This is a genomic window from Chitiniphilus purpureus (genome assembly GCF_025642115.1).
Lineage (GTDB): Bacteria > Pseudomonadota > Gammaproteobacteria > Burkholderiales > Chitinibacteraceae > Chitiniphilus > Chitiniphilus purpureus.
In genome coordinates this window covers 2,430,380-2,444,887 of record NZ_CP106753.1, presented here as the reverse complement: position 1 = coordinate 2,444,887, position 14,508 = coordinate 2,430,380, and the positions used below count along the sequence as shown (strand labels likewise).

General features: G+C 66.7%; 17 protein-coding genes. 12 read left to right on the top strand and 5 right to left on the bottom strand.

Going from position 1 to position 14,508, the window contains the following annotated elements; genetic code table 11:
• The first annotated feature begins 24 nt into the window (after positions 1-24).
• Both N8I74_RS11445 and rsgA read left to right on the top strand, forming a co-directional pair.
• A complete protein-coding gene (locus tag N8I74_RS11445) occupies positions 25-339 on the top strand; it encodes a 4a-hydroxytetrahydrobiopterin dehydratase (protein ID WP_263123235.1) in 315 nt (104 codons plus the stop codon).
• Positions 340-1,218 carry a ribosome small subunit-dependent GTPase A gene (gene rsgA / locus N8I74_RS11440; RefSeq protein WP_263123234.1) on the top strand — a complete coding sequence of 293 codons (879 nt, stop codon included), beginning with the start codon at positions 340-342 and terminating at the stop codon, positions 1,216-1,218.
• A gap of 134 nt (positions 1,219-1,352) precedes the next feature.
• Here the strand turns inward: rsgA and N8I74_RS11435 are convergent, their stop codons facing one another.
• Genes N8I74_RS11435 through N8I74_RS11425 form a run of 3 tightly spaced genes read right to left on the bottom strand, consistent with a single transcriptional unit; the run spans position 1,353 to position 3,013 of the window.
• On the bottom strand, positions 1,353-1,976 hold the full coding sequence (locus tag N8I74_RS11435) for a CoA pyrophosphatase (protein WP_263123233.1): 624 nt from the start codon (positions 1,974-1,976) through the stop codon (positions 1,353-1,355).
• Positions 1,973-2,590 (bottom strand): trimeric intracellular cation channel family protein, encoded by a 618-nt coding sequence (locus N8I74_RS11430; RefSeq protein WP_263123232.1) that lies wholly within the window; start codon positions 2,588-2,590, stop codon positions 1,973-1,975. The genes N8I74_RS11435 and N8I74_RS11430 overlap by 4 nt, the downstream gene beginning before the upstream one ends.
• 45 nt (positions 2,591-2,635) lie before the next feature.
• Complete coding sequence (locus tag N8I74_RS11425) at positions 2,636-3,013, bottom strand: Hpt domain-containing protein (protein ID WP_263123231.1); 378 nt, start codon at positions 3,011-3,013, stop codon at positions 2,636-2,638.
• A gap of 116 nt (positions 3,014-3,129) precedes the next feature.
• Here N8I74_RS11425 and metG point away from each other — a divergent pair, with 116 nt between their 5' ends.
• The 10 genes from metG (at position 3,130) to N8I74_RS11375 (ending at position 12,796) form a co-directional block, all read left to right on the top strand.
• Complete coding sequence (gene metG / locus N8I74_RS11420; RefSeq protein WP_263123229.1) at positions 3,130-5,181, top strand: methionine--tRNA ligase; 2,052 nt, start codon at positions 3,130-3,132, stop codon at positions 5,179-5,181.
• A gap of 104 nt (positions 5,182-5,285) precedes the next feature.
• Positions 5,286-5,423, top strand: a complete 138-nt coding sequence (locus N8I74_RS11415) for a DUF3096 domain-containing protein (protein WP_263123227.1) — start codon at positions 5,286-5,288, stop codon at positions 5,421-5,423.
• Between the two features lie 25 nt (positions 5,424-5,448).
• On the top strand, positions 5,449-5,724 hold the full coding sequence (locus N8I74_RS11410) for an acylphosphatase (RefSeq protein ID WP_263123225.1): 276 nt from the start codon (positions 5,449-5,451) through the stop codon (positions 5,722-5,724).
• 402 nt (positions 5,725-6,126) lie between these two features.
• Positions 6,127-7,230 (top strand): DUF2863 family protein, encoded by a 1,104-nt coding sequence (locus N8I74_RS11405; RefSeq protein ID WP_263123224.1) that lies wholly within the window; start codon positions 6,127-6,129, stop codon positions 7,228-7,230.
• A gap of 2 nt (positions 7,231-7,232) precedes the next feature.
• Entirely contained in the window at positions 7,233-7,544 is a 312-nt protein-coding gene (locus N8I74_RS11400; RefSeq protein WP_263123222.1) for a (2Fe-2S) ferredoxin domain-containing protein, read from the top strand.
• Complete coding sequence (locus tag N8I74_RS11395) at positions 7,544-8,386, top strand: DUF4349 domain-containing protein (RefSeq protein WP_263123221.1); 843 nt, start codon at positions 7,544-7,546, stop codon at positions 8,384-8,386. Before N8I74_RS11400 ends, N8I74_RS11395 begins: the two co-directional genes overlap by 1 nt.
• Positions 8,383-9,027 (top strand): alpha/beta hydrolase, encoded by a 645-nt coding sequence (locus N8I74_RS11390; RefSeq protein ID WP_263123219.1) that lies wholly within the window; start codon positions 8,383-8,385, stop codon positions 9,025-9,027. The genes N8I74_RS11395 and N8I74_RS11390 overlap by 4 nt, the downstream gene beginning before the upstream one ends.
• Positions 9,028-9,058: 31 nt before the next feature.
• Positions 9,059-9,721 (top strand): energy-coupling factor ABC transporter permease, encoded by a 663-nt coding sequence (locus N8I74_RS11385; protein ID WP_263123217.1) that lies wholly within the window; start codon positions 9,059-9,061, stop codon positions 9,719-9,721.
• A 69-nt stretch (positions 9,722-9,790) separates the two neighbouring features.
• The gene (locus N8I74_RS11380) at positions 9,791-11,311 is read left to right on the top strand and encodes a sensor histidine kinase (protein WP_263123216.1); all 1,521 of its coding nucleotides are present in this window, start codon (positions 9,791-9,793) and stop codon (positions 11,309-11,311) included.
• Positions 11,312-11,533: 222 nt separating this feature from the next.
• Positions 11,534-12,796: a DUF1615 domain-containing protein gene (locus N8I74_RS11375; protein ID WP_263123215.1), complete on the top strand. Its 1,263-nt coding sequence runs from the start codon at positions 11,534-11,536 to the stop codon at positions 12,794-12,796.
• 7 nt (positions 12,797-12,803) lie between these two features.
• On the opposite strand, the gene N8I74_RS11370 is transcribed toward N8I74_RS11375, so the two are convergent.
• Positions 12,804-13,262: a carboxymuconolactone decarboxylase family protein gene (locus N8I74_RS11370; protein WP_263123213.1), complete on the bottom strand. Its 459-nt coding sequence runs from the start codon at positions 13,260-13,262 to the stop codon at positions 12,804-12,806.
• A 109-nt stretch (positions 13,263-13,371) separates the two neighbouring features.
• Positions 13,372-14,253, bottom strand: a complete 882-nt coding sequence (locus N8I74_RS11365; protein ID WP_263123211.1) for an RNA polymerase sigma-70 factor — start codon at positions 14,251-14,253, stop codon at positions 13,372-13,374.
• Between the last annotated feature and the right edge of the window lie 255 nt (positions 14,254-14,508).

Here is a 14,508-nt window from a genome sequence, read left to right as displayed (position 1 = left end):
ACCGCGCCTGCAAGGGGAACAGTCATGCCGCTCGCCGCCGAAACCTGCCAACCCGATGCCGCGGCGCTCACCGCGGTGGAAACCGAGATGCTGTCCACCGAGTTGAACGACTGGCTGCTGCTGAACGACACGCTGGAAAAGACCTTCCGCTTCAAGTCGTTCCACGCCACCATGGCCTTCGCCAATGCCGTGGCATGGATCGCGCATCAGCAGGACCATCATCCGGATCTGGAAGTCAGCTACGGCCGCTGCAAGCTGATCTGGTGCACCCACTCGGCCAATGGCCTGACCCGCAACGACTTCATCTGCGCCGCGCGCGTCGATGCACTGCGGGCCTGAATGAGCGCGAGCGCCACCGTCGTTGCCAGCCATGGCAGAAGCTATGCGGTCGAGCTGCCAGACGGCGTGCGTCTGAGCGCCACCACCCGGGGCAAGAAGACCGACCTGGCCTGTGGCGACAAGGTACGTATCAAGGTGCTCAACGCCGAGCAGGCGGTGATCGAGGCGATCGAGTCGCGCAGCAGCCTGCTGTACCGGTCCGACCAATGGCGCCAAAAGCTGATCGCCGCCAATGTGACCCAGGTGCTGATCGTGGTCGCACCGGTGCCCAGCTTCTCGGATGAATTGATCGGGCGGTGCCTGATCGCGGTGGAGGCGGCGGGCATCCGCCCGCTGCTGCTGCTCAACAAGGCGGATCTGCCGGAAGCGGCGGTGGCACATGCGCGATTGCGGTTCTGGGAAAGCCTTGGCTATCCGCTGCTGATGCTGTCAGCCAAGGCCGATGTCACCCCGCTGTTTCCCTGGTTGGCAGAGCAGACCAGCGTGCTGGTCGGCCAATCGGGCATGGGCAAGTCCACGCTGGTCAACGCCCTGGTGCCGACGGCGCTTGCCCGGGTGAACGAGATCTCGACGGCACTTGATTCAGGCAAGCACACCACCACGCACGCCACGCTGTACCACCTGGACGATGCCTCGCACCTGATCGACTCACCCGGATTGCAGTCATTCGGCCTTGCACATGTGGCCGCCGGGGAACTGCCCGGGTTGATGCCCGATCTGCGCCCCCACCTGGGCCGATGTCGCTTTCACAATTGCCGTCACCGAGCCGAACCCGGCTGCGCCCTGCACGCCGCGCGTGAGGCCGGGCTGGTGCGCGCGGAGCGGTTGGCATTGCTGCATCGGCTGCAGGACGAACTGGCGCTCGCCGCCAGCTACTAGCTAGCCCGTTCACCCGGGTGGCGCAAGGGCGCGGGCCGGCCCAATGACGTCCGGGCCATCCCGGAGCATGCAACAACGCCCCCAGCCGTGCCGGTGCCGGCTGCTCCGCAAAGGCATGCACAGCGCCACAAGCATCACCCCCGGTGTGGCTCGCCCTCGATGCCGAGCGCAGCGGCCAGCATCAGCAGCATCCCGGCGGTCGCCCCCCAGACCGTGCGGCCTTCGCACTCGATGAAATAGGAAGCACCGCGCACCCCGCCCCGCTCGACCAGCCGCCGTTCATAGCGCGCCGGCTGCAGCAACGATGCCAGCGGCAGGTCGAACACCGCAGCCACCTCGTTCGGATCCGGCCGCAGCGCGGCATCGGGCGCGATCACCCCCACCACCGGGATGACACGATAGCCGCTGAGGGTCACATAGGCACCCAATTGCCCGGCGACCGCCACCTGTGCCGGATCGAGGCCCACTTCCTCGTAGGCTTCGCGCAGCGCTGCCGCCGGCGCATCCGCGTCTCCGGCTTCGATCCGTCCACCTGGAAAGCTGATCTGGCCGGCATGCTGCGAAAGATGGGCTGCGCGTTCGGTCAGCAGGCAGCGCGCCCCGTCCTCACGCGGCAGTACGCCGATCAGCACCGCGGCGGGGGTGGCGCCGGGCAGACCCGGCCAGTCCGCCGCGTCGGCGCGTGGCGCAGCGGCGAGCCGGGACACCAGCCAGCCATGCCAGTCCGCACTGCCCACCAGATGCGAGAAATCGTTCATTGTCCGATCCGGGGCAGCTTGAAGTCGCCGGCATGCGCCACCAGGCGCAGCGCCAGCCCGCCGGCGAACAGCAGCCACAGCGCCAGCGGGCTGAGCCAGCCCTGTCCGGACAGCAGGTAGGCCAATGCGGCCACCAGGATGGAAACGGTGCCGTAGAAATCCTCGTGCAGGATGAACGGCACGTCGTTGACCATCATGTCGCGCACCAGCCCGCCGCCGATCGCAGTCACGAAGGCAAGGAAGCAGACACCGAACCCGTTCAGGCCGAGCGCGATGCCGACCTGCGCCCCGGCGATGCTGAACGCCACCAGCCCGATCGAATCGGCGACGATGAAAAGCCGGTACAGCACGCCGCTGTTGCGCCGGTGCAGTTTGAGCACGGCGGCGACCAACAAGGCGCCGAAGATAGTGTAGAGCGGACCATCGTCGAGGAATACCCGCGGCACCCGGTTGACCAGCACGTCGCGGATCATGCCGCCGCCGACAGCGGTAAGCAGTGCCAGGATCAGCACCCCCAGAAGATCGAATCGCTTGCGGGCCCCGATCAGGTAGCCGGAAAAAGCGAATGCGGCCGTACCGATGTGGGAAAACCAGTCAAAGTGCAGCGCAGGCATCGGGCCGACGGAAGAAGACGCAAAGCGCCATTCTAGCCGATGCGCTTATTGGCTCTTCAAGCGGGACAGCAGACCGTGCCCCAGTTGCAGTACACGCGGCAGCGCAGCCGCTGCCGTATCCAACAGCCCGCCGCGGGCCGCAGCCTCGATCTGCCTGCAGCCATCGGCAAGCTGCCCTGCACCCAGCTGCAGCGCAGCCCCCTTGAGCTTGTGCGCATAGCGGACCGCCTGCTCGGCCTCGCCTGCCGCCAGCGCCACCGGCAGGCGCTGCATGGTCTCCTGCAACAGCGGCAGGAATGCCCCCAGCAGTTCGGCGCGCAGATCCATGCCGATCTGCATCCTCACCTCGGTGAGCGCCCGCTCCACCGACGCCAGCTCGGCATCCAGCAACGCCGGCCTCAGCGCGTCTTGTTCCACCCCCATTGCCACTTCCTCTTCGTATTAACTGCACTATACCTTTGTAAGTTTCGCAGCGTCACGGGCCGGGCGACGGGCTGCGGTATAATCCCTCCATTCGTCGCCGCACGCCCGGAAATCGCATGAAAAGAAAGATTCTTGTCACCTCCGCTTTACCTTACGCCAATGGCGCCATCCACCTTGGTCACCTGGTCGAGTACATCCAGACCGACATCTGGGTGCGGTTTCAGAAGATGCGTGGCCATACCTGTCACTACGTGTGCGCCGACGACACCCACGGTACCCCCATCATGCTGCGGGCCGAGAAGGAAGGCATCAGCCCGGAGGCGCTGATCGAGCGCGTGCATGGTGAGCACCTGCGCGATTTCACCGGCTTTCATGTCGGCTTCGACAATTACTACAGCACCAATTCCGAGGAAAACCGGCAGTACGCCTACCGCATCTACAACGCGCTGAAAGAGAACGGCAAGATCGTCAGCCGCACCATCAGCCAGCTGTACGATCCGGTGAAGCACATGTTCCTGCCGGACCGCTTCGTGAAGGGCGAATGCCCCAAGTGCGCCGCCAAGGATCAGTACGGCGACAACTGCGAGGTCTGCGGCACCACCTACAGCCCCACCGAGCTGAAGAACCCGTATTCGGCCGTCTCCGGCGCCACGCCGGTGCTGAAGGATTCCGAACACTACTTCTTCAAGCTGGGCGAGTGCGAGGATTTCCTGCGCGGCTGGACCCGGGGTTCAGCCACCGTGGCCGGCGAGGCGCGGGCGCGCCTGCAGGAAGGCGCCGCCAACAAGATGCAGGAATGGTTCGAGGCCGGCCTCACCGACTGGGACATCAGCCGCGATGCGCCCTACTTCGGCTTCGAGATCCCCGATGCGCCGGGCAAGTATTTCTACGTGTGGCTCGATGCGCCGGTCGGTTACATGGCCAGCCATCGCAACCTGTGCGATCGCCTGGGCCTCGATTTCGACAGCTACTGGAACAAGGACAGCGACGCCGAGCTATATCACTTCATCGGCAAGGACATCCTCTATTTCCACGCGCTGTTCTGGCCGGCCATGCTGGAGTACAGCGGCTTTCGCACGCCCACCGGCATCAACGCCCACGGTTTCCTGACCGTCGATGGCGCCAAGATGAGCAAGAGCCGCGGCACCTTCATCACCGCGGAATCGTACCTGCGTCACCTGAACCCGGAGTGGCTGCGCTACTACTTCGCCGCCAAGCTCAATTCGGCGATCGAGGACATCGACCTCAACCTGGAGGACTTCGCTGCGCGGGTGAACAGCGATCTCGTTGGCAAGTACATCAACATCGCCAGCCGCGCCGCCGGCTTCATCACCAAGCGCTTTGGCGGGCAATTGGCCAGCGACCTCGGCAGCGCAGCAGTCATCGGCCGGTTGCAGGCCGCCAGTGAAGGCGTCGCCGCGCACTACGAAGCACGTGAGTTCGGCCGCGCGCTGCGCGACGTGATGGCGCTTGCCGACGAGGTGAACCAGTTCGTCGACGCACACAAGCCGTGGGAGATGGCCAAGCAGGAAGGCCGGGATGCCGAACTGCAGCGGGTATGCTCGGTACTGATCAACGCCTTCCGCCTGCTCACCATTTACCTGAAGCCGGTACTGCCCAGCCTCGCCGCCGACGTGGAAGCCTTCCTCAACGTCGCCCCGCTGCAATGGCAGGACAGCCAGTCGCTGCTGCTGGGCCACACCATCAATACCTACAACCACCTGATGACCCGGATCGACCCCAAGGCAATCGAAGCGATGATCGAAGAAAACAAGCAAAGCCTCGCCCCGGCTACGGCCGAACCCACTGCACCGGCGCTCGACTACGAAGTGCCGCCGATCGCCGAGACCATCAGCATCGACGACTTCATGAAGATCGATCTGCGCGTGGCCAAGATCGTCGAGGCCCGCGCGGTGGAAGGCGCGGACAAGCTGGTGTCGCTCACGCTCGACATCGGCACGGAAACACGCCATGTGTTTGCCGGCATCAAGTCCGCCTACAAGCCCGAGGAGCTGCAGGGCCGGCTGACCGTGATGGTGGCCAACCTTGCGCCGCGCAAGATGAAGTTCGGCATGAGCGAGGGCATGGTGCTTGCCGCCGGCGGCGATGGCGGGCTTTACATCCTCAACCCGGACAGCGGCGCCAAACCGGGCATGCGGGTGAAATAGAGTCGGTATGGCGAGTGGATGCGGCACCACGGTGCCGCATTTTTCACGTAAGGATCGCGAAGGGTGCTGCTACGCTGCAACCATCCGCATTCCAGGAACCCGCCATGAACCTGCATCTCACCATCGGCCCGATCGTCTCCCTGATCGCCGGCATCCTGATCCTGGTGATGCCCAGGCTGCTCAACTACATCATCGCCCTGTATCTGATCGTGATCGGGCTGGTCGGCCTGTTCGGCCAGTAAGCCTCGGCGCAGCGCGGGAGCTTGCATGATCGCCAGACGATTCCGGATCCATGGCCGGGTACAAGGTGTGGGATTCCGCTTCGCCACCTGCCTGGAGGCCCGGCGGCTCAGGCTATGCGGCTGGGTGCGCAACCGAGGTGACGGCAGTGTCGAAGTGCATGCCGAGGGCGAACCCGGCGCGCTGGCGCAATTGGCAACCTGGCTGGCCCACGGCCCACCTTCGGCCACGGTAGACACGGTGCAGGCCAGCGAAGCGCACCTGGAGCACGCCGAGACCTTCGAAGAACAGGCCAGTGTCTGAGCCGATACGAGCGCCGCGGCTATCCGATGGCAGCGAGATAGGGCGCGCGGGCCGGATCCGGCGACAAACCATGCCGTCCCGCTATGCCGGGCGAGGACAGCTGCTGCCGCAGGCATAAAAAAAACCCGGAACGCATCCGGGTTTCAAACAACATCTACAAAGGAGAAACTATCAAGACGCACCTTGCTGCATCCCAACAGAGACTACAATGTAACGGAACTTCAACAGGATCGTCAATCAATTCAAGGCATTGCGCCCGGCTGCCGTTTTTGTGCAACAAAATGTGACACGATGTAGCATCCAATTCCAGTCATGAACCCCGTGCAGTACCGGCTTTGCCGGTCAGCGGAACCCGCTTGGCGGCGCGTATAATCCCCGTTTTTTCCAGCCGGTCATCCTTGCATGTATCTGCCCGATCCCCGCCGCTATCCGCGCGTCAATCCGCAAAACCCGGTGATCCGTGCGCTGATGGCGTACCTGACCGCGCCTGATGCCGCCACTGCCGCGGACAAGCGCTGCGCCCTGGTCGAACAGCTGACCTCGTTGCTCGCCGCCGCCGACCATTATGCGCTCAACGGCGCCCTGACCCAGGCGCCATCGCAGGAAGCATACAAGGCGCTGTGGCAGGTGCTGCGTGAAGTTGTGGAGCAACCGCCGCCCAGCGGCGCCGAATGGAATGTCCTGTTTACCATCCCGGTCATCCTGGTCGCCGGTGCACGCTCGCCGTTGCAATTGCCGGGGCGGCTGCCTGAGCCTGCGGCCGTGCTTGCGCTCCTGCGTCAGCACGGCGTGGTCGATGCGGATGCGGACCTGCTGCTGAGTCCGGCACTGGTGCACCCGGGTGACATGGCGGCGATCAACCCGGCGCTGCTCGCGCAATGGCGGGACCTGCCGTACGCCGAGGCGGCGGCGGCATTGGGCAAGGCGGTACGCGAAGCACCGGTGCAGTTGAAAAATGAAGGCGTGTTCCTGCGCTATCTGGTGGGGCTGGCGCGCCAGCGGCGCGATGGCGCGGCGCCGTTGCGGCTGGGCGGACAGGTCGGGGCATGGGGCATGCCGCTCGCCCAGTTGATCGGCGACGCGCTGCAGCAGGAAGGCTTGACGCTGTTTGCGATTCCGCGCGCGCCGCAACCCTGGCTCGCGGCGCAGGACAGCGCCCGTGCCACGCAACTGGAGACACAGCTGCAGGTGGCCGTCAGCAACGCGGTGCGCAGCATCCGCAGCAAGCGCCGCACGCCGGCGGTGGTACTGGCGGCACACGAAGGCGGTGAGCTGCGCATCACCTTTTCGAGCCAGGAGGACGGCGAGCGCTGGGAAGGCTTTGTCTGGCCGCTGGCGCCGCTGGACAGCGTTGAGCAGATCCATGGGTTTGCCGAGGCGTTGCTGCGCGAATGCCAGGTGGACGATGTGCGGGTGATCGACACCGTGCAGCCGGACAAGGACGGCGAACTGCCATTCTTCGTGACGGCGCATATTCCCGCCAAGCATGTTGAACAAGGATCGTGACGATGGGTTACTACCGGCATCATGTGTTCTTCTGCCTGAACGAGCGGCCCCAAGGCGAACGCCAGAGCTGCAACCGCTGCGGTGCGAGCGAGCTGCAGGCCTACGCCAAGGACCGGATCAAGGCGCTTGGCCTATCCGGCCCTGGCGCCGTGCGCATCAACAAGGCCGGTTGTCTGGACCGCTGCGAGGAAGGCCCGGTGATGGTGGTCTACCCCGAAGAGACCTGGTACACCTACGTCGATCGCGAGGACATCGACGAGATCATCGATGAGCATCTGTGCCACGGGCGCGTGGTGGACCGGCTGCGGATCTGATGGTCGCGCGCAAATGGCTCGCCGTCTGCGTGCTGCTGGCACTGGTCGGCTGCGGACAGAAGGCGGAACAGCAATCGGCGGCGGTGGCCGCCGCTGCGGCCGCCCCGCAACAGAACGAGGCTCCGGCAGGGGGCGACACCGCTTCCGGCACGCCGCGGCGCCATATCGCGGTGCGCCATGCACTCACACTCGACGTTCCGGCTGGACAACTCGCCGCAGCGTGGCAGACGGCCCAATCCGGCTGCAAGGCGCCGGCCTGCGAGCTCCTGTCAGCCCAGCTCACGCGTGGCGACGATGACAGCCCGCTTGGCGCACAGTTGTCGGTACGCCTCTCCCCGGCGGCGTTCGATCGCTATCTGGCAGCGCTCTCCGGGCAAAGCCGGGTGATCGCGCAGTCCACCCAGCGCGAAGACCTCACCGACCAGGTGATCGATGTCGATGCGCAGATCAAGAACCAGACGCAGCTGCGCGACAACCTGCGGCGGATGCTGGAAGCGCGCGCGGCCGATCTGGAAGCGCTGCTGGCGGTGCACCAGGCACTGGCCGAGACCCAGGCGCGCCTGGATGCGATCAACGGTCAGCGGCTGGCACTGGCCCACCAGACTGGCACGGTGGCGCTGGACATCGAATGGCGCAGCCGGCGGGCCCTGGCCGGGCACGATCTGTTCTCACCGCTGAGCCAGGCGTGGTACGACATCGGGCGCGACGTGATCAGGAGTGTCGCCACCCTGCTGACCTTCATTGCCGTTGCACTGCCCTGGGCGCTGTTGTTGTGGCTGCCCGTACGCTTCCTGCTGCGCCGTCGCAGGCGGCGCAGGTCCGATACCCCGGAATCGCCATGAACGCGCCACGCAAAGCCCCTACCTTCGAGCCATTCGAGATCGCCGGACCGGCCGGCATGCTCGAATGCCTGTACCTGCCCGCCGCCACCGACACCCCGCGGGGCATCGTGCTGGTCGCCCACCCCAACCCCACCGAGGGCGGCACCTTCACCAACAAGGTGGTGCATACACTTGCCAAGACACTGAGCCGGCTTGGCTATGCGGCCTACTGCCCGAACCTGCGCGGCGTGGGTCGTTCCGCCGGCACCCACAGCCGCGGTGAGCACGAGCCGGACGACATGGCCGCGGTGCTCGCCCATGCCCGCGCCGCGCACCCGGCGATCACCCGTGTGGTATTGGCAGGGTTCTCGTTCGGCACGCTGGTGCAAAGCCGGCTGCGCCAGCGGCTGACCGACGCCGAAGTCGAAGGCATGATCCTCATCGGTCCGGCGGTAAGCCGCTACGATTTCCCGGCGGTGCCGCCGGACACTCTCGTCATCCATGGCGAAGAGGACGAAGTCATCGCCCTGGCGGCGGTGCTCGACTGGGCCCGCCCGCAGCAGTTGCCCATCCTGGTGGTGCCGGGCGTCGGCCACTTCTTCCATGGCCGGCTCGGGCAATTGGGCCAATTGGTCGAAGCGCAATGGAAACTGCGCGGATAGGACGGCGCCGGCACAGCCGGCACGGCGCCCCGTGAATCTCATCAGTGCCCATTTCAGCACCCCGTGGCTGGTCACCGGCTGGCTGCTGGCCGGCTGGTGCCTGTGGCGTGCAGCCAGGCAGGTGCCCTGGTTGCGACTTGCCCAGGCCGAGCTGACCAGTTGGTTCGGCGCCACTGTGATCATCCTGCTGCTGTGGCAACTCAAGGCCCAGGTGCAGCCCGGGCTGGCGTTCCATCTGCTGGGCGCCACGGCGCTGACACTGGTCGCCGGACCGGACCGCGCCCGGCTCGGCATGGCGGCGGTGCTGGTGGGCGACGCGCTGCAGGAGCCCGGCCATTGGGGCAGTCTCGGGCTCTCGTGGCTGCTCAGCGCGGGTCTGCCCACACTGCTGACCAGCCAGCTGCTGCTGCTGGCGCGGCGGCATCTGCCGGCCAACTACTTTGTCTACCTCTTCTGCAACGGCTTCGCCGCCGCGGCGCTGTCGATGTGGAGCATGGGCCTCGCCGGCTGCGTGCTGCTGGCATTGGCCGGCGCCTATCCGCCTGATCTGCTGTTCGAAGAACACTACCCCTACTACTTCCTGATGGGGTGGCCCGAAGCCTTCACCACCGGCCTGCACCTGACCTTGCTGGTGGTCTACCGCCCGCAATGGGTGGCCACCTTCGACGACGCCTTCTACCTGCGCCGCAGGTGACCCCGCCCCTCGGGCAGAGCGCGCCGGACGCCGCTACAGTAAAGGCACGCTCCCCGGACGTCGCCCTGCATGCACAGCATCCGCACCCGCCTGAACCTGCTGCTGATCGTGATCGTCACGCTGCTGCTCGCATCGTCAGGCGCGTACAGCTACAGCGTGGGCAGACGCCTGTTGTCGCAGGAGCTGTTCTCGCAGGAGCAGGCACTGCGGCAGCGGCTGTCTTCGGTATTGCCCAGCATCGTCTGGCAGCTTGACGAGGTCCAGTTGGACCGGATGCTGCGTGCCGAGATGCAGTGGCAGGATCTCACCTACCTGGGGCTGGCCACCGAGGCCGTGCCGCGCCTGGCATGGCGGCGCGAGGAAGGCCGCATCGTACAGCGCATGGTGCCGCCACCCGCCGGGGCGCAGCCGCTGCCCATCTTTTTCGAAGGCAGGCGCGTCGGCACCCTGTACTACCAGGTGTCCGCCGAGCGGATGCAGGTGCGGCTTAACAACCTGGTGACCCGCAAGGTGGTCGAGATCGTGCTGCTGGACCTGATCCTGGTGCTGGTGCTGATGCGCGCGTTCTCCACGGTGATCCTGCGTCCGTTGGCCGCGCTGCGTGCCGCGCTGGACCGCGCCGCCGAGCAGGGCCAGCTCGCCCCCGGCCAGCTGCAGCATATCCGCGCCCGCCGCGACGAGCTGGCCGGCATCGCCCGCAGTGTCGAAACCATCATCCAGCGGCTGAGCGACGAGCTGGAGGACCGCAAGCGCAGCGAGAGCATGCTGCGCGGGGCCAAGCAGCAGGTGGATTCGGCCTACCGCGAGCTGCAGGTGGCACAGGCCAGTCTGGTGCAATCGGAGAAGATGGCCTCGCTCGGCGCGCTGGTGGCTGGCGTGGCACACGAGGTGAACACACCGGTCGGCGTGATCCTGACCGGCGCCTCGGTGCTCAAGGAGGAAAGCGAGGCATTCGGCCAGCGCGTGCAGGCCGGCGCGGTGAAAAAAAGCGAGCTGCTCGCCTACAGCGGCACCGCCGTCGAATCGGCACGGCTGATCCTTGCCAACGCCGAGCGGGCGGCCCAGTTGATCCAGAGCTTCAAGCGCGTGGCGGTGGACCAGACCTCGGAAGCCCGGCGCGGCTTCGAGCTGCAACAGTATCTGCAGGAGATCCTCACCAGCCTCACGCCCACGCTGCGGCGCAGCCCCGTGCGCATCGTGCTCGATTGCCCGGAGCGCATCGAGATGGACGGTTACCCGGGCGCGCTGTCACAGATCCTGACCAATCTGTTGACCAACGCGCTCAGCCACGCCTTTGCCGATGATGCACCCGGCACGGTGCGCATCGTCGCCCTGCCGGATGGCGGGAACGTGGCCCTGGCAGTGGAAGACGACGGCCAGGGCATCGCGCCCGAGCATCTGCCGCGCATCTTCGACCCCTTCTTCACCACCAAGCGTGGCCGGGGCGGCAGCGGCCTGGGCCTGCACCTGGTCTACAACCTGGTCACCCAGACGCTGGGCGGGCAGATCGCCGTGCACAGCGAACCGGGCCAGGGCACCCGCTTTTCGATCACGCTGCCGCGCATTGCCCCGCAGCGCCAGAACGTCTGACGGCGCCGGCATGGGCAAACCCGGCGGGCAGCCGCGGAACCAGCTTGCGGATGCAAACCGCTGCCGCCCCTTGGCATCGATAGGGATTGCCTGCCGGTCCGGCCCGGTCGGGGCGCCAATGCCACGCCGCGGCCTGCGCATCCCGCAGGCGCCTACAAACCGTTGCACCGTACTGCCGGTACCGTTGTAAGCTGCCGGTTTCGCCGTCCCCCCTGCCCCATCATGTGGTTCCGTCTGCTGTTCGCCTGTTTGCTGCTGGCCGGCTGTGCCGCGCCGCCTTCACCCGGGCCTGCCGCGCCCGCCCCGGTTGTCCCGCCGCCGCCAGCCGATGCCGCCTCTGCCGCGGCAGCCGTGCCGGCGCCCGCTGCGGCAAGCGCACCCGCATCACAACCGGCAAGCGCCCCCGAGGCACAACCGGCCAGCATGCCGGTGGAGGCGACAGCGCCCATCAGCGTGCCGCGTCGACTGGGCGAGCGCGAGGCACGCGCGTTGCTGGAACGGCTGCTGCCGGCGAGGATGCCTGAACGCGCCGGCTGGACCGACGACATCCTTGATGCCTTCACCGCGCTGCGCATTCCCTACAGCGTCGAGTACTTCTGCGCCGCCGCCGCAGTGATCGAACAGGAATCGAGCTGGCAGGGCGACCCGGAGGTGCCGGGGCTGTCGGCCATCGTCTGGCGGCAGATCGAGGAGCGTGCCGCGCGCTACCACGTGCCGCTCGCAGTGGTGAAGACGGCACTGCTCAAGCCCTCACCCACCGGTGCCAGCTACAAGCACCGCATCGACACGTTGCACACCGAACGGCAGATGAATGCGCTGTTTGAGGACATGGCGCGCGAGGCGGGTCGCCTCGGCCTGCCGCTCAATATGCGCAATCCCATCCGCACCGGCGGGCCGATGCAGGTCAGCATCGAGTTCGCCGAAAACCACGTACGCGCCTGGCCTTATCCCTATCCGCGGCGCGGCAGCGTGCGCCAGGAAGTGTTCACCCGGCGCGGCGGCGCCTACTTCGGCATCGCCAACCTGCTGCACTACCCGGCGCCCTACCACGAGATGATCCATCGCTTCGCCGATTACAACGCCGGCCGCTACGCCAGCCGCAACGCCGCGTTCCAGGCGGCGCTGGCGCGGCTTTCGGGCAAGCCGCTGGCGCTGGATGGCGACCTGCTGCGCTATCACAACGGCCGACCATCCGGCACCAGCACCGTACAAGGCGCGCTGTATGGACTCTCCGGTCGGTTGGGCCTGCCGCGCGCGGCGATCGAGCGCGACCTGCAACTGGAAAAGCTCGCCGGCTTTGGCGCCAGCGCCACCTACCAGCGCCTCTTTGCGCTGGCAGACGCGGTCGCGGGCAAGCCATTGCCCCGCGCCGTACTGCCGCAGATCCGGCTCAAGAGCCCCAAGATCACCCGCAAGCTGACCACGGCGTGGTTTGCCGAGCGCGTGGACGGACGCTACCGCACCTGCCTGGCACGCCGCCCCTGATATGCAGCTACTGTGGTCCCAGCGGTGCGCGCGGCACCGATTTCCTTGAGGGAATCGCAAGGCGGTTCAAGCCGTTCATCACCGCCACGGCGCAGGTCAGCTCGGCAACTTCGTGCGCATTGAAGTGCGCGTTGAGCCCGGCGTAGGCCGGCTCCAATCGGTCGTGCGCCAGCTGGTTGACCGCCTCGGCCCAATCCAGCGCCGCCTGTTCGCGTGGTGTATAGAACGTGACCTCGCGCCACGTGACCAGGCTGTTGATGCGCTGCAACACCTCGCCGGACTTGAGCAGCGCGCGGGCGTGCAGGTCGACGCAATAGGCGCAGCCGTTGATCTGCGACACCCGCAACCACACCAGCTCAAGCAACGGCTGGCCGAGCACGCCGCGCTTGAGCGCTTCGCCCGCGGCAACCAGGCTGCGATAGGCTTCGGGAACATGGGTGGCAAAGTCGATACGATCGTGGGACATCGTTGGCTCCTGTCTGGGTGGGAACGCAATGGGCGCGCCCTACCTTGCAAGACGCGCCGGCCGCCGCGCCCGTGACAGGCCGGCCCCACATCCAGTGCCGGCAAGGGGCCTAGGTCCGGTTCGGCGGCTGCGACACGCAGCCCAAGCCGGCCAGCTTGTCCGGATTGCGCAGCGCATACAGCTGCACGATGCGCCCCGCCTCGCCTACCAGGGTATAGACCGTGGCCAGCACACCGTCGGCGTAGTACAGCAACCCCGCCTCCCCATTGATGTCGGCGAATACGAAGGTGCCATCCTTGTCCCGGCGCTGACGGGCCAGCACATGGAACAGCCGCGCCAAGCGCGCCGCGCCCACCAGCGGCCGGATCGCCGCCACCGCTTTGCCGCCGCCGTCGGACACCAGTACCGCCTCGTCGGCGAACAGCGCGGTCAGCTCGGCCAGATCCCCGCTTTGCGCCGCCCGGGCAAAGCGCGCCAGCAGCGTCCGGTGGTCCTCCGGGCTGACCTGGAAACGCGGCCGGGCTGCGCGCACCCGCTCGCGCGCCCGGTGCACCATCTGCCGGCATGCCGCCTCGCTTCTATCCAGCATCGCTGCAATCTGCGGATATCCGGCGTCGAACACCTCATGCAGCAGGAACGCCGCACGCTCGTGCGGCCCCAGCCGCTCCAGCACCGCCAGGAATGCCAGCGACACCTCGCCGACGAACTCATGCCGGCTTTCCGGCGAAGGCGCCAGCGGCTCGGGCAGCCACGGCCCTGGATAGGCATCGCGTTGCCGCTGCACCGTGCGCAGCCGGTCGATCGCCAGGCGGGTGGTCACCGTGACCAGCCAGGCCTCGGCCGAGACCAGCGCCGCGGTATCGGCCTTGTGCCAGCGCAGATAGGCATCCTGCACCACATCCTCGGCCTCGGCACGCATGCCCAGCATCCGATAGGCGAGACTGAACAGCCGCGGCCGCTGTTGTTCGAACACCTCAATCTTGTCTTGCACCTGCCATTTCCTCGATTTCGATCCACATTGGGCCATTGCCACCGGCACCTGGCCATGCCTGTCCATGACCTTCGATAGCCAGACGGACATCCCGCATGCCGTGTGACAGCCCGGCCCGACATTGGCAGCGTGCCGGCCCGGCAGCGCTGCCATCACGCACACCGGCCTGGGTTAGTGTGACCGGCGCGCCTGCTGTGCTGGACCCGCCCGGCACCGACCCGCCCGCCCGGGGCGGCTGACAAAGGCAGCACAGGG